This window comes from Microbacterium sp. NPDC056052 (assembly GCF_042266785.1).
Classification (GTDB): Bacteria; Actinomycetota; Actinomycetes; order Actinomycetales; family Microbacteriaceae; genus Microbacterium.
Window position 1 is genome coordinate 1 of the sequence record NZ_JBHJWV010000010.1, and the last position, 18,890, is coordinate 18,890.

General features: G+C 70.2%; 16 protein-coding genes. 4 read left to right on the forward strand and 12 right to left on the reverse strand.

The features are described 5' to 3' along the window. Positions 1 to 497: 497 nt before the first annotated feature. Positions 498 to 1,295: a DUF4184 family protein gene (locus ACFC1J_RS17280; RefSeq protein WP_375908882.1), complete on the reverse strand. Its 798-nt coding sequence runs from the start codon at positions 1,293 to 1,295 to the stop codon at positions 498 to 500. Positions 1,296 to 1,489: 194 nt separating this feature from the next. Beyond that, a complete protein-coding gene (gene tyrS / locus ACFC1J_RS17285; RefSeq protein ID WP_375908885.1) occupies positions 1,490 to 2,791 on the reverse strand; it encodes a tyrosine--tRNA ligase in 1,302 nt (433 codons plus the stop codon). 132 nt (positions 2,792 to 2,923) lie between these two features. Here tyrS and ACFC1J_RS17290 point away from each other — a divergent pair, with 132 nt between their 5' ends. From ACFC1J_RS17290 to ACFC1J_RS17300, 3 genes are all read left to right on the forward strand, one after another. Then, positions 2,924 to 3,523 (forward strand): hypothetical protein, encoded by a 600-nt coding sequence (locus ACFC1J_RS17290; protein WP_375908888.1) that lies wholly within the window; start codon positions 2,924 to 2,926, stop codon positions 3,521 to 3,523. Between the two features lie 80 nt (positions 3,524 to 3,603). Beyond that, entirely contained in the window at positions 3,604 to 4,326 is a 723-nt protein-coding gene (locus tag ACFC1J_RS17295; RefSeq protein WP_375908891.1) for a YcnI family protein, read from the forward strand. After that, positions 4,323 to 4,895, forward strand: a complete 573-nt coding sequence (locus ACFC1J_RS17300) for a copper resistance protein CopC (protein WP_375908894.1) — start codon at positions 4,323 to 4,325, stop codon at positions 4,893 to 4,895. The genes ACFC1J_RS17295 and ACFC1J_RS17300 overlap by 4 nt, the downstream gene beginning before the upstream one ends. A 122-nt stretch (positions 4,896 to 5,017) precedes the next feature. Here the strand turns inward: ACFC1J_RS17300 and ACFC1J_RS17305 are convergent, their stop codons facing one another. The 8 genes from ACFC1J_RS17305 to ACFC1J_RS17340 all read right to left on the reverse strand — a co-directional run bounded on the left by ACFC1J_RS17305 (position 5,018) and on the right by ACFC1J_RS17340 (position 14,659). Then, positions 5,018 to 6,085 (reverse strand): hypothetical protein, encoded by a 1,068-nt coding sequence (locus tag ACFC1J_RS17305; protein ID WP_375908897.1) that lies wholly within the window; start codon positions 6,083 to 6,085, stop codon positions 5,018 to 5,020. Positions 6,086 to 6,122: 37 nt separating this feature from the next. Next, positions 6,123 to 6,344, reverse strand: a complete 222-nt coding sequence (locus ACFC1J_RS17310; protein ID WP_375908900.1) for a hypothetical protein — start codon at positions 6,342 to 6,344, stop codon at positions 6,123 to 6,125. Positions 6,345 to 6,473: 129 nt separating this feature from the next. After that, complete coding sequence (locus ACFC1J_RS17315) at positions 6,474 to 7,334, reverse strand: hypothetical protein (RefSeq protein ID WP_375908903.1); 861 nt, start codon at positions 7,332 to 7,334, stop codon at positions 6,474 to 6,476. A gap of 267 nt (positions 7,335 to 7,601) precedes the next feature. Further along, a complete protein-coding gene (locus ACFC1J_RS17320; protein WP_375908906.1) occupies positions 7,602 to 9,068 on the reverse strand; it encodes an APC family permease in 1,467 nt (488 codons plus the stop codon). 294 nt (positions 9,069 to 9,362) lie between these two features. After that, on the reverse strand, positions 9,363 to 10,568 hold the full coding sequence (gene mmsB, locus ACFC1J_RS17325; RefSeq protein ID WP_375908909.1) for a multiple monosaccharide ABC transporter permease: 1,206 nt from the start codon (positions 10,566 to 10,568) through the stop codon (positions 9,363 to 9,365). Beyond that, the gene (gene mmsA / locus ACFC1J_RS17330; RefSeq protein WP_375908912.1) at positions 10,565 to 12,106 is read right to left on the reverse strand and encodes a multiple monosaccharide ABC transporter ATP-binding protein; all 1,542 of its coding nucleotides are present in this window, start codon (positions 12,104 to 12,106) and stop codon (positions 10,565 to 10,567) included. The genes mmsB and mmsA overlap by 4 nt, the downstream gene beginning before the upstream one ends. A gap of 64 nt (positions 12,107 to 12,170) precedes the next feature. After that, positions 12,171 to 13,295: a multiple monosaccharide ABC transporter substrate-binding protein gene (chvE, locus tag ACFC1J_RS17335; RefSeq protein ID WP_375908915.1), complete on the reverse strand. Its 1,125-nt coding sequence runs from the start codon at positions 13,293 to 13,295 to the stop codon at positions 12,171 to 12,173. A 350-nt stretch (positions 13,296 to 13,645) separates the two neighbouring features. Beyond that, positions 13,646 to 14,659, reverse strand: coding sequence for a LacI family DNA-binding transcriptional regulator (locus ACFC1J_RS17340; RefSeq protein ID WP_375908918.1), 1,014 nt, complete (start codon positions 14,657 to 14,659; stop codon positions 13,646 to 13,648). Positions 14,660 to 14,815: 156 nt separating this feature from the next. Here ACFC1J_RS17340 and ACFC1J_RS17345 point away from each other — a divergent pair, with 156 nt between their 5' ends. Further along, positions 14,816 to 16,447 carry a beta-N-acetylhexosaminidase gene (locus ACFC1J_RS17345; protein WP_375908921.1) on the forward strand — a complete coding sequence of 544 codons (1,632 nt, stop codon included), beginning with the start codon at positions 14,816 to 14,818 and terminating at the stop codon, positions 16,445 to 16,447. 165 nt (positions 16,448 to 16,612) lie between these two features. Here ACFC1J_RS17345 and ACFC1J_RS17350 read toward each other — a convergent pair whose 3' ends face one another. Next, on the reverse strand, positions 16,613 to 17,269 hold the full coding sequence (locus tag ACFC1J_RS17350; protein WP_375908924.1) for a bifunctional 4-hydroxy-2-oxoglutarate aldolase/2-dehydro-3-deoxy-phosphogluconate aldolase: 657 nt from the start codon (positions 17,267 to 17,269) through the stop codon (positions 16,613 to 16,615). Further along, positions 17,266 to 18,888, reverse strand: a complete 1,623-nt coding sequence (locus ACFC1J_RS17355; protein WP_375908927.1) for an amidohydrolase family protein — start codon at positions 18,886 to 18,888, stop codon at positions 17,266 to 17,268. The genes ACFC1J_RS17350 and ACFC1J_RS17355 overlap by 4 nt, the downstream gene beginning before the upstream one ends. Positions 18,889 to 18,890 lie beyond the last annotated feature (2 nt).

Here is an 18,890-nt window from a genome sequence, read left to right on the forward strand (position 1 = left end):
AAAGGAATTTCTCAAACCAGCCCAAAGACTGGAACGAGGAATAAATTGGCATTTGACAAGTGCACGCTGTTGAGTTCTCAAGGATCGGATGCTCCTGCGTTCCGGCCTCTCGGCCTTCCCTTCAGGGCAACTTCTCTATCTTATCCGTCTCGCTCCGGCTGTCAAATCGACACGCCGTGAGGTTCAGAACCGGATCCGTTATCTCGTTTCCGAGGCAACTTCTCTAGCTTATCCCTCCCGGCCAGCTTGTCAAATCGACGTTCCTGGCGGACGGTCACCCTCTCAAGCGCACGCGCTTGACCCCGCCGCAGGGAGAACCTGCGAAGAGGATCCGACTTCCGAAGAAGAAGGTGGGTGGTGTTCGTCGCTTGGGGAGTCAGGCCTTCCGGCCCTTCGCTCTACCGCTTGGGGCGAACAGGTAATAACTTACGTGGATCCCGGAGGTCCGGCAAATCGGGGCTCCCACTCGGGCGTGTCGCGCACCGTTCCGCGGCCGTTCACCGCGGATTCACGCGTTCGACGGTGCCGCGCCGTGCGCGCACGGTCCGCATCACCAGGATCATGGCGAGGGTCAGGGCGCCCCAGACTCCGCACGCGAGAGGAAGCGTCCGGTAGGCGAGGTGCTGCACGGTGAACTCCTCCGTGAGCGGTCCGTACGCGGCGAACCCGAGGACGACCGCGACGATCAGCATCACCGGGAGCGACGACCACCAGCTCAGCCGGATCGCGAGCGGCGCCGGATCCACCGGCCCCGGCGTGCGGCCCCGCATCCAGAGGGCGCCGGCGATCGCGAGCACGATCATGCCGCCGATCCCGGATCCGTACTGCAGCCACTTGTACCCGAGGAGCGGTCCCCACTGCTCATCGAGCGCGGGTATCAGTGAGATGCCGGCCCGCCCCTCGTGCGTGAACGCGTCCCAGAAGACGTGGGTCACGACGCCCAGGGCGAGAGCGAGCACCAGGAGGACCACGCGCATCGCGGTTCCGAAGGTCTCCGCCAGCACGGCGCGGGGGCCTCGGTCCCACTCCTGCGGAAGGCGCGCACCGATGAAGCGCGGTGCGAGCAGGCGGCAGGCCGGCCGCAGCACCATCCGCCAGACCAGGAGCAGCGCGAGCGACAGCAGCACGGTGACCGGAAGCCAGCGCAGGTCGTGCGTCACCGAGTAGTCGACGATCAGGCCGCGCGTGAACAGCGGCAGGTCAGGCGCCATCGCGCCGATCGCGATCGCCGCGGGAACGAGCGGCGTCCGGACGAAGGGCAGCGCCACGATCGCGTGACTCGGCGTGAACGGCATGCTCCGACCGTACCCGGCACGGATCCCCAGCCCCGGGATGCGCCGGTCCTTGCGGCATGCTCGTCCATCACCATCGACGCCCCTCCGAAATATCGACGCCCCCACTGACGCGCGCACCCCGGAGGGGGCGCGGACAATCAGAGGGGGCGTCGACGGATCGGATCCGCGGACAAACGGATCCGTCCGCGAACAGGTCAGGCGGGGAGGAGACCAGCGAGCGTCTTCTTGCCGCGGCGCAGCACCGAGACCCCGCCGGGCAGCCCGAGCGGGACGGTCGCGTCGTCGGACTCGACCCGCTCGCCGTCGACCGAGACCCCGCCCTGCGCGATGGCGCGCCGGGCCTCGGAGGCGCTGGAGACCAGGCCGGTCGCCACGAGTGCGTCGACGACGGTGGATCCGGCGGTGACCTGCGTGTTCGGCAGCTCCTCGAGAGCCGTGCGCAGCGTCGCAGCGTCGAGCGCGGACAGGTCGCCCTGCCCGAACAGCGCCTCGGACGCGGCGATCACCGCGGCGGTCGCATCGACGCCGTGCACGGTGGCGACGACCTCGAGGGCGAGGCGCTTCTGCGCGGCGCGGCGGAACGGCTCGGACTCGACGAGCGCCGCGTACTCCTCGATCTCGGCGCGGCTGAGGAAGGTGAAGACCTTGAGCCGGTCGATCACGTCGGCGTCCGCGGTGCTCAGCCAGAACTGGTACATCCGGTACGGGCTGCACATTTCGGCGTCGAGCCAGATCGCGTTGCCCTCGCTCTTGCCGAACTTGGTGCCGTCGCTGTTGGTGATCAGCGGGGTGCCGATCGCGTGCACCGAGGCGCCTTCGACGCGGTGGATGAGATCCGTGCCGCTGGTGAGGTTGCCCCACTGGTCGGATCCGCCGGTCTGCAGCACGCAGTCGTACTGGCGGTGGAGTTCGAGGTAGTCCAGGCCCTGCAGGATCTGGTAGCTGAACTCGGTGTAGCTGATGCCCGCGTCGGAGTTCAGGCGCGCGGCGACCGCGTCCTTCTTCAGCATGGTGCCGACGCGGTAGTGCTTGCCGATCTCGCGCAGGAAGTCGATCGCGCTCATCGGCGCGGTCCAGTCGAGGTTGTTCACGATCCGCGCCGCGTTGTCGCCCTCGAAGCTGAGGTAGCGCTCGACCTGCGCGCGCAGGCGTTCGACCCAGTCCTCGACGGTCTCGCGCGTGTTCAGCGTGCGCTCGGCCGTGGGGCGGGGGTCGCCGATGAGGCCCGTGGATCCGCCCACGAGTCCGAGCGGCTTGTGCCCGGCGAGCTGGATGCGGCGCAGCGTCAGCAGCTGCACGAGGTTGCCGAGGTGCAGACTCGGCGCGGTCGGGTCGAAGCCGCAGTAATACGTGATCGCGGGACCTGCGAGAAGGGCGCGCAGCGCCTCCGGATCCGTGGACACGTGGACGAGTCCGCGCCAGACCAGCTCATCCCACACGTTCTCGAACGTGGGGTCGATCGCCGGTGCCGCAGTCGTCAGGGTTGGGTTCGACACCGGATCAGGCTACCAGCGCGGATCCGGTCGCTCCGCGAGACTCCATCTCCGCGACGAGACTGCGGTTGCGGAGCGCAGTCTCGTCGCCCAGTTGCAGTCTCGCGGTCAGAGGGGGGCCGTTAGGCTGGGGGCGTGTTGGGAACGCGCGCGGGTCGCACGGTCCGGGGCCTCATCGCCGCCCTGGTCGCGACGTTCGTGGCCTCCGTCTCGCACTCCACGGCCGACGGCGAGCCCGCCCCGATGATCGGGGTGGTGCTCGCGCTGCTGTTCGCGGCGCCCGTCTGCATCGCGCTGGCCGGACGGACGCTGAGCTGGGCGCGTCTGTCGCTCGCCGTGGGGCTGAGCCAGATCGCGTTCCACGGACTGCTGCTGATCGGCGTGGGATCCGGATCCGGATCCGCCGTCGCCGGCGGGCACCTGCACGGCGCGGAGCTGGCCGGCGCTCTCGGCACCACGGCGGTCGATGCAGGGCACGCCCTGCATCTCCAGCCCGCGATGTGGATCGCGCACGCGATCGCGGCGGTGCTCACCGTGCTGGCCCTCGGCCGCGGCGAGCAGGCGCTGCGCGCCCTGCTCGAACTCACCGGCTGGAACCTCGTCGCCCGCCTGCTCGCCGCGGTGCCGTCGCCCGCGCACCGCGTCCCGGCTGCGCCGCGCGCCGCCGGGCAGGCCCTCCGTTCCCTCTTCGTCCTCACCGTCGTGTCCAGGAGGGGTCCGCCGCTCGCGGCCTGACCTCCCTTCACCCGCACCTCGGACGGGCCGCTCTCCGCGCGCCCGTGGTGCACACACACGACCTCAGAAAGAACGAATCCATGCGCAACACCTCTGCTTCCCGCGTCCTCGTCGGCCTCGCCGCCGGTGCCGTGCTCGCCCTCGCCGCGCCGCTGGCCGCCTCGGCGCACGTGACGGCGACCCCGAACCAGGCCGAGGCCGGGTCCTGGACGTACGTCACCTTCCGGGTTCCGAACGAGTCCGCGACCGCCAGCACGGTCAAGCTCGAGATCCACCTGCCCGCCGACACCCCGTTCACGAGCGTCAGCTACCAGCCCACCGCGGGCTGGACCGGATCCGCGGCCAAGACCGCGCTGCCCACGCCGGTGAAGGTCGAGGGCAACACGATCAGCGAGGCCACCACGGAGGTGACCTTCACGGCCGATGCCGGCGGGATCGCACCCGGCCAGTTCCAGACCTTCACGCTCTCGCTCGGGCCGGTGCCCGACACGGGCCGCATCGTGATCCCCGCGACGCAGACCTACTCCGACGGCAAGGTCGTGGAGTGGTCGGCGACGCCGGAGGACGCCGCCAAGGACGACTCGCTCGAGCCCGCGCCCGTCGTGTGGGTGAACGACGCTCCCCCGGCCGACCACCACGGCGGCGCGACCGCGACGACCGCACCGGCCGCGTCGGCGCAGGTCCCCGCCGACGGCCAGGGCGGCCTCGCGCTCGGCCTCAGCATCGCCGCGCTCGTGGTCGCGGCGGGCGGCGCGCTGCTCGGCGGCTTCGCCCTGGGCCGCCGGAAGAAGGCCGGCGCATGAGCAGGCGCCATCGTCTCACCGCCCTCGCGGCGTCGATCGGCGTCGGGCTGATCCTCGCCACGGCCGGCGCCACCGCAGCGAGTGCGCATGACACGCTCGAGAACACGGACCCGGCCCAGGGTTCGACCGTGAAGAGCCTGTCCTCCGTCGCGCTCACCTTCAGCGCGGATCCGCTCGGCACCGACGGAGCGACGATCATCCAGGTGATCGGGCCTGACAAGAAGTACTACGAGACGGCGTGCCCCGATCTCAACGGACCCGTGGTGGCCTCGCCCGTCGCGCTCGGCGGCGCCGGCACCTACGAGGTGCTCTGGCGCGTGGTGTCCTCCGACGGGCACCCGATCTCGGGCAGCTACACGTTCGCGTACGCGCCGGACGGCACGGCGACGCCCGCGGCGGCCGGATCCGCGAAGCCGGTCTGCGGTCCTGCCGCATCGGCGACCACCGAGGCGCCCGCGGCGGCCTCCGGCGCCGACACGGGCCTGTGGATCGGGCTCGGCATCGGCGCGGTCGTCCTGATCGGCGTCGGCGCGGGCGCCTGGGCGCTCGCTCGCGGCCGCAAGAGCTGAACGAGACCTCCGGGTCGAAGCGAAACGCGGTGCTCCTCCGGGAGCATCGCGTTTCCCGTATCGGCCCGTCGCTCGTCCCCCGGAAGCCGCGGGACCCGCGAAAGCCCGCTCTGGACGGCCCGTCAATGACGTGCGGCCGGGACGGCAGGCGTGCGCTCGAAGATCAGCCCCCGCCCGCCGCGCAGCGTCCGCGCCGTGAGGCCCGCGTCCTCCAGGAGGAGCACCGCGCGACGCGACAGCGCCGGCAGCGCGGCCGCGGTACCACCGGGCTTGCGGGCGATCCCGACGACGAGCGTCAGGTCGACGCCGGATCCGCGCGCCTCGATGCGTGCGAAGTCGCCCTCCGCGCGCCAGACCAGTCGCTCGAGCTCGCGATAGCGGATCCTCTGCTCGCCGCCGTCGACCTCGATCCGCAGACGATCCGCGTCGAAGCGCACCGCGCAGTCGACCGCGCGACGGCGCAGGAGCCACGTCATCAGCAGGTAGGCGGGAAGACCCGGCACCGCGACGTACAACAGGAGGAAGAGCTTCGGGCCGACGTTCAGGATCGTCCCGCCGGTCACGATCAGGACCACCAGGATCAGGATCGCCACGACGGCCGCGGTGAGGATGCACCAGAGCACGAGCGCTCGTGTGCTGAGCGGCACGCCCCGGAAGCGCGCGAGCGATCCGCGCTCCGCGGCCTCCCACTGCGGTGCGGGCGGCGCCTTCGCGGCGTCGCGGGCGCCGATCATCGCCGTGATCCGGCTGATCAGCCCGAGCCACACCCAGCCGGCCGCCGGCACCGCTGCCATCTGCAGCACCGCGAGGAACGCGCGCGCGGGGTTGGGCTTGGGCGCCAGCAGCACGGGGACCGCTTCAATCAGGAGCCAGAGCAGCAGCCACGCGCCCACGGCGCCGGCGATGTGCACGATCAGCCCCCGGCGCGCCGGCATCCGAAACGTCGCGTTCACGAACGAGAATCCGCAGAGCCAGCCGCCCACCAGCGTGAAGAGGAAGGAGAGGAACTCGAGATCGCCGCCGAGGTATCCCGGCACCGCCAGGGCTCCGCAGACCAGCGCCCAGAACAGCGGCAGGTGCAGGATCCGCCGCCAGACCGGCCCCGGCTCGGGCCGTACCGGCTCGGGGTCCGGCGGCGCCACGGAGTGAACCGTGTGGTGCGTCGAACGCGGGACGTGGTGCTCGGACATCCCGGTCAGTCTAGGGAGCGCACGGCCGCAGACGTCTTCACCCCAGCGCGCGGAGCCGCGCATCGAGCTCGGCGAGAAGCTCCGGCGCGATCGAGCCGAGCCGCGCGGCGCCGTCGGCCAGGGTGATCCCGCGGGCGAGGAACACCAGGGAGTGCGCCGAGACGCCCGGCACGAGCTCGTCCAGCACGGCCCGCGCCCGCGGGTCGTCGAGGATCTCGCCGAGAGTGCTGTCCAGCGTGAACCCGGGCTGCTCGGTCATGGGTCCTCCTGTATGAGAGTTCGTGCGCGTCGGGAACGGAGTCTCGCAGAGGCGTCCCTCAGAACAAGGATCCCCGCGTCGCACGTCGACGGCAACCCGTTGGTCGTGCGCCGACCGGGCAGGCCCCGCTCAGAGTCCGGCGCGCGCAGCCCACCACAGCAGCAGCGCGCCGCCGAGCGCCACGACCCAGCTGACCAGGCTGCCGACCAGGAAGTACTCCGCACGACCGCCGTTGACGCCGTCCCGAGAGATCTCGGGGAACCGCACGATCCCCTTCGCCGCGAGCATCGCCGCGAGCAGCGGATAGGCCGCGAACAGGGTGAGAAGGAGCACGATCACGCGCTCCAGCGGTCCGATCAGGCGTCCGCCGCGGAAGCCGTGATCCGCCGCGGGCATCGGCGGGGTGGGTTCGGACGCGGTCGGGGTGCCGGGGTCGACCGCACCCGGCGACACGGCGACGAGTCCGGCCACCGCACTCGCACTCGCACCTGTACCAGCACTCGCACCTGTACCAGCACCGGGCGCCTCGTGATCGGGCGCCACATCCTCGGGGATCTCGGCCCGCTCGCCCAGCAGCGCCGCACGGACGATGACGTTGCCCGTCTCGAGCAGAACGGCGAAGACGCCGAGACCGAGTATGAGCAGGTCGAACCCGATCGGCCCGAACGGCGTCGCCAGCCAGCGCCCGGCGAAGAGCCCCGTCGTCACGCGGGCCGGCAGGAAGGCGACCAGCGCGACCACGAGGACCGCCAGCAGCGCCGCGGGCCAGAAGGACAGCCGCGGCCGGCCGTCGAGCGGGAGCAGCCACACCCACAGCGCGGCGAGCGCGAGCCCGGCCACGGCATAGAGGTAGGCGCCGCCCAGCGCCGCGAGCACGAGGAGGAGCACGCCGGCGACCGCGATCCCGATCCAGAGCGCACGGCCGCGCAGGAACCGGCGCAGCACATCGGCGAGCCCGATCGGGAGCAGGATGAGTCCGGCGAGGATCATGAGCGCACCCCCTTCCGCACCCGGTCGTCGCACCGCGCCTCCGCGCGCGTCATCGCGTGCTGCGCGGACGCGGGAACGGCGGCGAAGGGGCTCCTGGGCATGCCCCCATCCTCCCCCGGACCACCGACATCCGGTAGGGCGGAACGACGATCCGGGGCCCCGCGACCGGCCGCGGCACGGGGCTGCGCGCGACCGGTGCAGGCACCCCGCGACGCGACGCAGGGCGGGGCGGACGCGAACGTCCGCCCCGCCCTGCGAGGGATCCGCCTACGCGGAGAAGTCCTCCGGGACCTCGAGCGGACGCCGGGAGAAGTAGGCGTCCTTCGCCTTGCGGTAGAAGAGCGCGAGCGGCACGACGCCGACCGCGATCAGGCCGAGCCCGAGGATGTTCACGACCGGCTCGTTGTTCGGGATGGACGTGAAGAAGATGTACATCATGAACAGGGACCCGACCAGCGGCCAGATTCCGATCAGGATCGTGTTCTTCACCGATCTGAAGATCACCTTCCGGAAGCCGATCACCACGGCGAGACCCGCGAGCGCGTAGTAGAACGCGATCTGCAGACCGATCGACGACACGGCCCAACCGAGGATCTGCCCCACGCTGTCGCCGAACACGTTCGCCAGCACGAACAGCAGCAGGGAGACGACGACCACCACGAGCGTCGCGAACACCGGCGTCTTCCACTTGCGGTTGATCCTGCCGAAGGCGAACGGGATCGTGCGGTCGCGCCCCATGGCGAACAGCGTGCGGCTCACCTGCACGAGCGTGGTCTCGAGCGTCGCGATCGTGGAGAGGGCGACCGCGATGATCAGGATCTTGCCGCCGATGCCGGGCATGATCGCGTCTCCCAGCACGCTCAGCACGTTGCCGCTGTTGTCTTCGATGGTCTTGCCCGGAAGCATCACGAGGGTCGTCGTCGTGTAGATCTCGAACAGGATGAACACGATCACGATGCCCAGGATCCCGGCCATGCCGGTGGTCTTGTGGGCGTTCTTGGTCTCCTCGCCGAGGTTGGCCGTGACGTCCCAGCCCCAGTAGTAGAACGCCGCGATCAGCGCGGCCGAGACGAAGACGCCCGCCGTCGTCAGATGCCCGAAGCCGAACCAGTCCCACGAGAACGTCGCGCCGTGGTGATAGGTCGTGATCGCGCGGGGGATCGCGATGGCGGCGAACACCACCAGTATTCCGACCTCGACCACCGACATGATCCACTGCGCCCGCTCGGTCGTATGCACGCCGAAGATGACCGCGGCCGCCATGACGAGGAACCACACCGCACCGACCAGCGTCACGAGGAGGGTGTTGTTCGCCTGGTCGGGGGCGAACAGGGCGACGGTCATCTGACCGGCGGGCAGGGCTCCCGCGACCATGAACACCGTCGCCGAGATCACCAGCGCCCAGCCGGCGAAGAAGCCGAGGATCGGGTGCAGGCCGCGGGCCACCCAGGAGAACGACGCACCGGCATGGCTGTCGACCCTGGCGAGGTGGCTGAAGGCGAATGCGATGCCGAGCATCGGGATGCCGCACCACAGCAGTGCGGCGGGCGCGCCGACGCCGGCGGCGCCGATCAGGAGGGCGGTGCTCGCCGCGATGGAGTAGGCGGGCGCGCTGCCGGCCACGGCCATCAGCGTCGAGCCTGCTTTGGACACGCCGCCGGCCTGCAGCGCGTGCTCCTGGTAGTCGATCGCGCGTTGCAGAGACGTCTCTGTCTCAAGCGGATTCTGGGTCACTCTGTTCCCCTGTCTCATGGTCGGGTGTGGGGGATGACAGGGGGACGCTAGCACCACGCATCCCCCTGCGCCTAGAGCCGGGTCCGATGATTTCGGCAACGATTTCCGCAGCGGGGCGAAACGGCGCGAAATAGCGCGGATTCCCGCGAGAACTGACATTCAATGCATAGGTTTCCGTTGCGAGATCGACGCAACCGATTCGAGATGCGCAGGTCGCTGCGGAGGCCGGCCGGATCGGGATCCGGGGTCCCCGGCCCGCAGTCACGCGGCGGCCGGGGCCCCCGGAGCTCCTCCTCAGCGCCCGGATCGGCGCTTGTTGAACACGTCGAACGCGACGGCGGCGAGCAGCACGAGGCCCTTGATGAGGGCCTGATACTCGGTGCCGACCCCGAGGATCGACATGCCGTTGTTCAGGATGCCGATGATCAGACCGCCGATGATCGCACCGGTGATCTTGCCGATGCCGCCGGTGACCGCCGCTCCGCCGATGAACACGGCCGCGATCGCGTCGAGCTCGAACCCGTCGCCGTTCCGAGGGCTGGCGAGGTTCAGCTGGGACGTGAACACGAGGCCGGCGAGCGCGGACAGCACCCCCATGTTGATGAACAGCGTGAACGTCACGCGCGGGGTCTTCACGCCGGAGAGACTCGCGGCGAGCGGATTGCCGCCGATCGCGTAGATGTGCCGGCCCCAGACGCTGCGGGACATGATCGCGGAGTAGACCACGGTGAGCACGCCCAGGATGACCAGGGCGATCGGGGTGCCGTTGTAGCTCGCGAGCAGATAGGCGACGAGGGCGATCAGCAGGCTCGTGAAGGCGAGCTTGGCGATGAACCACCACCGCGGCTCGTCCTCCACGGCGAACTTCCGCCGCGTCATCCGGCCGCGGATCCCGAAGCCGATCATCCCCAGCACGACGAGCACCGCCAGGATGATCGTGAGCGGTTCGACGACCGTCTTGCCGCCGCCGAGATCGGGCAGGAAGCCGGCGCCGATCGCGCGGAATCCGTCCGGGAACGGCGAGATCGCGGTGTTCTGCAGGGTGATCTCGGTGAGCCCGCGGAATGTGAGCATACCCGCCAGCGTCACGATGAACGCCGGGATCTTGAAGTACGCGATCCAGAAGCCCTGCCATGCGCCGATCAGCGCGCCGAGCACGAGGCACAGCACCACGGCGACCGGCCATGGGACGCCCATCTTGGTGATCAGCACCCCCGCGGCGGCGCCGGTGAAAGCGACGACCGATCCCACGGAGAGGTCGATGTGCCCGGCGATGATCACCATGACCATGCCGATCGCGAGGATCAGGATGTAGCTGTTCTGGATGATCAGGTTCGACACGTTGATCGGTGCGAGCGTGATGCCGCCCGTCGTGATCTGGAAGAAGATCACGATCACGATCAACGCGATGAACAGGCCGATCTGCCGCAGCTGGCCGGTGAGGAACTCGAACGCGCTGCGCAGCGAGTTCGTCTGGGGGGTGATGGATGAGCCGCTCATGCGGAGCCCACCTCCTTCTCCTGGGTCATGTAACGCATGAGGTTCTCCGCCGTGGCCTCCGCGCGCGGGACGTCCGCGGTGATGCGCCCCTCGGCGAGGGTGTAGATGCGGTCGCAGAGACCGATCAGTTCCGGCAGCTCGCTGGAGATGACGATGACGCCCTTGCCCTCGCTCGCGAGCTTGTTGATGATGCCGTAGATCTCGTACTTCGCTCCGACGTCGATGCCCCGGGTGGGCTCGTCGAGGATCAGCACGTCGGGTGACGTGTTCATCCACTTCGAGAGCACGACCTTCTGCTGGTTCCCGCCCGAGAGCTTGCCGACGACCGCCTCGACGGAGCTCGTCTTGATGTTCATGCTCTTGCGATACGACTCCGCGACGATGCGCTCGCGGCTCTCGTTCACCCAGCCGATCTTCGCGATCCGGTCGAGGGCGGCGATCGTGATGTTCCGCTCGACGTCGTCGATGAGGTTCAGCCCGAACCTCTTGCGGTCCTCGGTCGCGTAGGCGAGGCCGTGCTGGATGGCCTCCGACACGGTCTTCGTGGAGATCTCGGATCCGCGCTTGTAGACGCGGCCGGAGATGTTCACGCCGTAGCTGCGGCCGAACACGCTCATCGCGAGCTCAGTGCGCCCGGCGCCCATGATCCCGGCGATCCCGACGATCTCGCCTTCACGGACGAACAGGTTCGCCCCGTCGACCACCGTGCGCTCGTGATCGAGCGGGTGGTGCACGGTCCAGTCCTCGATCCGCAGCAGTTCGTCGCCGATCTTCGGCGTGCGGTCAGGGAACCGGCTCGCGAGGTCCCGGCCGACCATGCCGCGGATGATCCGGTCCTCGCTCACGTCGTCGGTGCGCATCTCGAGCGTCTCGATGTTGCGCCCGTCGCGGATGACGGTGACCTCGTCGGCGATCGCCCGGATCTCGTTGAGCTTGTGGCTGATGATGATCGAGGTGATCCCCTCGTCCCGCAGATGCGTGATGAGCTCCAGCATGTGAGCCGAGTCGTCGTCGTTGAGTGCGGCGGTCGGCTCGTCGAGGATCAGCAGCCGGACGCTCTTGGAGAGCGCCTTCGCGATCTCGACGAGCTGCTGCTTGCCGACGCCGATGTCGGCGATCTTGGTGGCGGGGTTCTCCTTGAGCCCCACGCTCGCGAGCAGCTTCGCGGCCTCCTGGTTCGTGGTGTTCCAATCGATCCAGCCTCCGGACTGGCGCTCGTTGCCGAGGAAGATGTTCTCCGCGATCGACAGGTACGGGCTCAGCGCGAGCTCCTGGTGGATGATCACCACGCCCGCGGCCTCGGACTCGTTGATGCTCCTGAAGGCGACGGGCTCGCCGTCCAGGAGGATCTCCCCGTCATAGGATCCGTGCGGGTAGACGCCCGAGAGCACCTTCATGAGGGTGGACTTGCCGGCGCCGTTCTCGCCGCAGATCGCGTGCACGTGACCGCGCTGCACGGTGATCGACACGTCCTGCAGGGCCTTCACGCCCGGGAACGTCTTGGTGATCCCGCGCATCTCGAGGATGTTGTCACTCATCTCGCTCTCCTTTCGTCAGAGAGGGTGGCTGCGGGAGCGTCCGCAGCCACCCCGTCGAGGAGGGTTACTTGAGCTGGTCCGCGGTGTAGTACCCGGTGTCGAGGACGGCTTCCTTGTAGTTGTCCTTCGTGACCACGACCGGCTCGAAGAGGAACGTCGGGACGACCTTGGTCTTGTTGTCGTAGGACTTCGTGTCGTTGACCTCGGGCGTCTTGCCGTTCAGCACGTCGTCGGCCATCTTCACGGCCTCGCCCGCGAGCTTGCGGGTGTCCTTGTAGATGGTCGAGTACTGCTGCCCCGCGATGATCGACTTCACCGACGGGATCTCCGCGTCCTGGCCGGTGATGATCGGGAGCTTGTCCGTCGCGTAGCCGGCGCCGGTGAGGGCCGAGATGATCCCGATCGAGAGACCGTCGTACGGCGAGAGCACGCCGTCGACCTTCTGGCCGTTCGAGTACGTCGAGGCGATGAGGTCCTGCATGCGCTTCTTGGCGACATCGGCCTGCCAGCCCTGCGTCGCGACCTGGGTGAACCCGGTCTGACCGCTGCCGACCTTCACCACGCCCTTGTCGAGGTAGGGCTTGAGGGTGTCCATCGCGCCGTTGAAGAAGAACGTGGCGTTGTTGTCGTCCGGGCTGCCGGCGAAGAGCTCGATGTTGAACGGCCCCGCAGTGCCGGTGTCCTTGCCGGTCTTGTCGAGCACGCCCAGGCCCTCCAGGAGGCTGGTCGCCTGCTGCACCCCGACCTTGTAGTTGTCGAAGGTCGTGTAGAAGTCCACGTTTTTGTTGCCGTTGATGAGCCGGTCGTACGCGATGACCTTCACGCCCTTGGACGCGGCCTGGTCGAGCTGGCTGGACAGGGCCGTGCCGTCGACGGAGGCGACGATCAGGACCTTCGCGCCCTTGGTGAGCATGTTCGAGATCTGCTGCACCTGCGTGGGGATGTCGTCGTCCGCGTACTCGAGGTCGACCTTGTAACCGAGCTTCTCCAGGCCCTCCTTGACGGCGTCGCCGTCGTGGATCCAGCGGGTCGACGTCTTCGTCGGCATCGCGACCCCGACGAGTGCGCCCTTGTTGGCGCCGGGTTCCGCCGTGTCGGATCCGCCGCCGCGGTTCCCCGCGCAGGCGGTCATCGTGAGGGCGAGGGTGACGGCGGCTGCGACGCCGACGACCAGTCTCTTGAGCTTCATGTGATTCCTTTCGTCGAGCGGCCGCCATGGCACGCTCGGGACAGCGGAGGGCGCGCCGATGACACGATCGAATCGCCCGGTCAGGATCCGCGCCCGCAGGGCGAGGACGACGTCCGCATCACTGCGGACGTCGGTTCGTGGTGCTGTTCGCACGGGGCCGATCGCCGCCGACCTCATACGCTCCGACGGCGAGGAGGTTCGGAATCCGACCCCTTCGTCGCCGCGGCTGTGACCGATCACACCCGCAGGAGCGATCATCTGGCGAACCGGTCACATTTGTCAAGAGAGGGTTTCCCGGTTTCGTCGCGGACCACGCGCTGCGGCACCCCGCGACGGGCGTCCGCGAGGGATCAGGTCGAGCGGGGCGCGGCGGTCGACGCACGCACGATCAGCTGCGGGATCAGGGGATCCTGCGCCAGGTCCTCTCCGGCGAGCTGCGCCAGCAGCATCCGGATCGTCCGCCGGCCGAGCTCGACGAAATCCTGTCGGACGGTGGTGAGCGGCGGGAAGAAGTGCGCGGCCTCCGGGATGTCGTCGAACCCGACGACGCTGACGTCCTCCGGCACTCTGACGCCGAGTTCGCGGCAGGCGTGCAGGAAGCCGAGCGCCATCGAGTCGTTCCCGGCGAAGACGGCGGTGAAGTCCGGCATCCGGAGCAGGCTCATGCCCGCCTCGTAGCCGAACTGCGCGGTCCAGTCGCCCAGGAGCGGAGCGCGCACGCGCAGGTCGCGGGCCTCGAGCTCCCGCAGGTAGCCGACCATGCGCGCCTCGGCCTCGGTCCAGTTCTGCGGACCGCCGAGGTGCACGATGAACTCGTGCCCGAGGTCCGCGAGATGGGCCACCGCCGCCCTGGCGCCCGCGATCTGATCCATTGCCATCGAATGACGCTCGCCGCTCGGACCGAGCGCCACGATGGGCACGTCCACGCTCATCCCGCCGACCTCGCTCAGGACCTCCTGCTGCGGCGCGATCACGATGATCGCCTCGACCGCGTGGCTGAGCAGATCGTCGATGCTGGCGCGCACGGACTCCGGCTCACCGGAGCGCAGATTGGCGATGGACAGGCGGTAGCCGGCGTCGCGCGCCGCGAATTCGATGGCGGTGATCGCCGTGGCGGGTCCGTACAGAGCGCTGTGCGCCGTGAGCACGCCGATCGTGCGGGATCGGTTCGTCGACAGCGCCCGCGCGACGGGGTTCGGGCGGTAGCCGAGCCGGTCGATGACCGACTGCACGTGCTCGCGGGTCTTCTCCCGGATCCGGTCGCTGCCGTTCAGCACCCGCGACACGGTCTGGTACGAGACTCCGGCTTCGCGCGCGACGTCGCGGATGTTCAGGGCGCGAGGCGCCTCGCTCTCCACAGCCACGCGCACCTCCGTCCCGATCGGTCAGACTCATTATGCGCGAGGCGCCGGAGGCGCCGGACCGTCGGCCGCCTCCCCTACGACCCCGCATCAGGAATAGGCTGGTTCCACGTCACGCAAACCCTGTTGCATATGATGCAACAAGAACGAGGAGTCGTCGTGCTGAACCTTCTTCCCCAGCCGTCCCGCGTCGAGGCCGGATCGGGCGAGTTCCCGCTCTCGGCGGCCGTCCGGATCCGCGCCACGGAGCCGCTGCGCGCGGCGGCGGAGCGGCTGCAGGAGGCGCTGCGCACCGGGCTCGGCCTGTCGCTCGCGCTCGACGCGCCCGACGCCGCCGGCTCGCCCGCCGTCACATTCGCCGTCGACCCGCTCCTCGCGGAGGAGGCCTACGCGCTCACGGTGGACGAGGACGGCATCGGGATCGCGGCTGCCGGCGCGCAAGGTGCGCAGCACGCGGTGCAGACGCTCCTGCAGCTGCTGCCCCCGCGCACGTACCGGCGCGCGCCGATCGCCGAGGAGGCCGCGGTGAGCGTGCCCGCCGTGCGCGTCGACGACGCGCCCCGGTACCGCTGGCGCGGGCTCATGCTCGACGTCGCACGGCACTTCGCGCCGACGGCCGAGGTGCTGCGGGTCATCGACCAGCTCGCGATGCACCGGCTCAACGTCCTGCACCTGCACCTCACCGACGACCAGGGCTGGCGGGCGGAGATCCGCAAGTACCCCCTGCTGACCGAGGTCGGCGGGTGGCGCCCGTCGTCGCAGCGCGGATCCGGCCCCGGATCCACGCAGGACGGCATGCCGCACGGAGGCTTCTACACGCAGGACGATCTGCGCGAGATCGTCGCCTACGCCGCCGCGCGCGGGATCACGGTGGTGCCCGAGATCGAGCTTCCCGGCCACGTGCAGGCGGCGATCGCCGCGTATCCGCAGCTCGGCCTGGTCGCCGATCCGCTCGGGCCCTGGACCGGATGGGGCATCAACCCGCACGCGCTCAACGTCGAGGAGTCGACCGTCGCCTTCTTCTGCGACGTGCTCGACGAGATCATCGAGATCTTCCCCTCCGAGGTCATCGGCATCGGAGGGGATGAGTGCCGCAAGGACGAGTGGCGGGCCGACGCCCGCACGCAGGAGCTCATGCGCGAACGCGGTCTCACCACGGAGGACGAGCTGCAGAGCTGGTTCATCGCCCGCGTCGACGAGCACGTCCGCTCCCGCGGGCGCCGCCTGTACGGCTGGGACGAGATCCTCGAGGGCGGCGCGGTCACCGGCGCGACGGTCGCCTCCTGGCGCGGCACGGCGGGCGCGGTGATCGCGGCGCGACGCGGATCCGATGTGGTGATGTGCCCGGAGGACACGGTTTACCTCGACTACCGGCAGTCCGACTCTCCCGACGAGCCGATCCCGACCGGTCTGGTGACCACGGTCGCGCATGTGCGCGCCTTCGATCCGATCCCGGAGGCGCTCGAGAGCGAGCGCCGCGGACGCATCCTGGGCGGGCAGGCGAACCTCTGGGCCGAGCACGTCGACTCGGCCCGCCGCCGCGACTACCAGCTCTTCCCTCGGCTGTGCGCTCTCGCGGAGGCGCTGTGGAGCGGGCAGGATCCAGACGCCGTCGGCTCGTTCCCCGACCGGCTCGAGGCGCACCTCGCACGCCTGGACGCGGCAGGGATCGAGTACCGCCCCGACGCCGGCCCCCACCCCTGGCAGCAGGTCCCCGGGGTGCCGGGCAAGACGTTCGACCGCGCAGAGCGCGCGGCGGAGATCGCCCGGCTCACGGCGAACCTGGCGTAGCCGGCCGGCGGAGCGTCCTTCGTCTCGCGGAGACCCGCGCTGAGCGAGCGCAGCGAGTCGAAGTGTCGCTCAGGATCCGGTGACGGACCGGTCCCTGAGCGAGGAGCGCAGCGACGAGACGAAGGGCTCCGCGCTGCGGCGAGGCGTGTCAGCGCCCGGGGCGCGTCAGCCGCGCGCGGCGGCGAGGAAGGCCCGCGCCTTGGCGGTGACTGCGTCCCAGTCCCCCGCGGCGACGTCGGCGGCCGAGACGACGCTCGACCCGGCTGTCACCGCGATCGCCCCCGCACGCAGGTAGTCGGCGGCATTGCCCTCGTGAAGACCGCCGGAGGCGACCAGGGGCAGCTGCGGGAACGGCCCCGCGAGGTGCCGGAAGTATCCGGCGCCCACGGTCTCGGCGGGGAAGATCTTCACGGCGGCGGCCCCGAGCCTGGCCGCGGTGAGCGCCTCGGTCGGCGTGAACGCGCCCATGATCACGGGCACGCCGTGCGCGCCCGCGGCCTCCGCCACCTCGGCGATGACCGCGGGGGTCACCAGGAATGCGGCGCCCGCGGCGATCGCGTCCCGCGCCTCGGTCGCGGTCGTGACCGTGCCGGCGCCCACCCGCACGCCGGGGGCCTCGGCACTCGCGGCGATGAGCTCGGTGACCCCCGGGGTGGTGAACGCGAACTCCACGACGTGGATCCCGCCCGCGGCGAGCGCCGCCAGCAGCGGCAGCGGATCCGGGATGCGCGCGAGGCGCGGCAGCGCGAGCGCCGCGTCCCGGCGCAGCAGCGCCATCACGTCGTCCGTCGTGGCGGCGTCGTTCTCGATGTCGGCGCTCATCGCGTCCCCTCCTTCGTCGCGCGCAGGCTCCGGCCCGACACGCTCTCCGTGCGTTCGCCGTCGCGGACCGCGAGCCGGCCGTTGACCCAGACCCCTGCCATGCCCGTCGCGGTGCGGCGGGGCTGCTCGAACGTCGCGCGGTCCTGGATGTGCTCGGGATCGAACAGCACCAGGTCCGCCGCGAACCCCTCGCGCACGAGGCCGCGATCGGCGAGGCGCAGCCTCCGGGCCGGGGTGGCGCTGAGGTGGCGGACCGCCTCCTCGAGCGTCAGCACGCCGAGCTCGCGCACGTAGCGTGCGAGGTAGCGCGGGAAGGTCCCCCACGAGCGCGGATGCGGGCGGTCCCCGACGAGGATCCCGTCGCTGCCGCCGGTGTGCCGCGGGTGGCGCATGATGGCCTGCACGTTGTCCTCGTGACCGATGTGCATGAGCACGCCGGTCGCGAATTCGTCGGCGAGGAGGATGCGGATGACGGCGTCCACCGGCTCCTCGCCCGTCGACGCCGCGATCTCCGCGATCGTGCGGCCCACCAGGTCGGCGAGTTCCGGATGGCCCACACCGGAGATCTGGATCAGGGACCAGTCGGCGCGCTCGCCGTGGAACCCGTCGCAGCCGTCCACGTCGAGGGCCTGCACCAGGGCGTCCCGGTCGGCGCCCGCCGCGAGCCGGTCCTGCAGCGCGTCGAGGCCGCCGGCGGCGATCCAACTGGGCAGGAGGGCCACGAGCGTGGTCGCGCCGGGCAGGTAGGGGTAGCTGTCCATCGTGATGTCGACCCCGTCGGCGAGAGCCCGGTCGATGAGCTCCAGGAACCGCGGCGCGGCGCCCGCGTTCGACGCGAAGTTGAGCGTCGCGTGGGCGAGATGCAGCGCGCAGCCCGTCTCGCGGGCGATGCCGACGACCTCCGCATAGGCGTCGAGCGCGCCGGCGCCGTAGGACCGGGTGTGCGGGGCGTAGAAGCCGCCGTGCCCCGCCACCACCTCGCAGAGGGCGGTGAGCTCTGCGGTGTCGGCATACATCCCCGGCACGTAGGTGAGGCCGCTGGAGAGCCCGACCGCGCCGGCCGACAGCGAGTCCGCGAGGATCGCGCGCATGTCGGCGATCTCGGGTCCCGTCGCCGTGCGGCTGCCGGATCCGACCGTGAGCAGGCGCAGGTTGCCCTGCGGCACGAGCACCGCGGTGTTGGTCGCCGTGCCCTGTGCGAGCCGGTCGAGATAGCCCGCCATGTCGCGCCAGTCGATCGCGAGCCCGGGGTGCCCGTTCCAGCCGGCGATCTGGCGGCGCACGCCGTCGAGGATCGCGTCGTCGACCGGCGCGTAGCCGATACCGTCCTGGCCGATGACCTCGGTCGTGATCCCCTGACCGACCTTGGCGATGTGGGACGGGTCCGCGAGCACGGCGAGGTCGGAGTGCGCATGCATATCGATGAAGCCGGGGGCGAGCACGAGACCCTCGGCGTCCCAGACCTCGGCGCCCTCCTCCGCGTTCAGGGTGCCGGCCGGGGCGATCGTCTGTATCCGGTCGCCGCGGAGCAGGACGTCCGCGGTGCGGCGAGGGGATCCGGTGCCGTCGACGACTGTCGTGTGCCGGAGGAGCGTCGGCGTGGAGGAGGCGGGGGCCATGC

What these genes read in the sequence shown, in the direction of transcription:
- ACFC1J_RS17280 (WP_375908882.1), bottom strand. Translation starts at nt 1,295, where the DNA reads ATGCCGTTCACGCCGAGTCACGCGATCGTGGCGCTGCCCTTCGTCCGG.
- ACFC1J_RS17295 (WP_375908891.1), top strand. Translation starts at nt 3,604, where the DNA reads ATGCGCAACACCTCTGCTTCCCGCGTCCTCGTCGGCCTCGCCGCCGGT.
- ACFC1J_RS17300 (WP_375908894.1), top strand. Translation starts at nt 4,323, where the DNA reads ATGAGCAGGCGCCATCGTCTCACCGCCCTCGCGGCGTCGATCGGCGTC.
- ACFC1J_RS17305 (WP_375908897.1), bottom strand. Translation starts at nt 6,085, where the DNA reads ATGTCCGAGCACCACGTCCCGCGTTCGACGCACCACACGGTTCACTCC.
- ACFC1J_RS17310 (WP_375908900.1), bottom strand. Translation starts at nt 6,344, where the DNA reads ATGACCGAGCAGCCCGGGTTCACGCTGGACAGCACTCTCGGCGAGATC.
- ACFC1J_RS17315 (WP_375908903.1), bottom strand. Translation starts at nt 7,334, where the DNA reads ATGATCCTCGCCGGACTCATCCTGCTCCCGATCGGGCTCGCCGATGTG.
- mmsB (WP_375908909.1), bottom strand. Translation starts at nt 10,568, where the DNA reads ATGAGCGGCTCATCCATCACCCCCCAGACGAACTCGCTGCGCAGCGCG.
- mmsA (WP_375908912.1), bottom strand. Translation starts at nt 12,106, where the DNA reads ATGAGTGACAACATCCTCGAGATGCGCGGGATCACCAAGACGTTCCCG.
- chvE (WP_375908915.1), bottom strand. Translation starts at nt 13,295, where the DNA reads ATGAAGCTCAAGAGACTGGTCGTCGGCGTCGCAGCCGCCGTCACCCTC.
- ACFC1J_RS17350 (WP_375908924.1), bottom strand. Translation starts at nt 17,269, where the DNA reads ATGAGCGCCGACATCGAGAACGACGCCGCCACGACGGACGACGTGATG.
- ACFC1J_RS17355 (WP_375908927.1), bottom strand. Translation starts at nt 18,888, where the DNA reads ATGGCCCCCGCCTCCTCCACGCCGACGCTCCTCCGGCACACGACAGTC.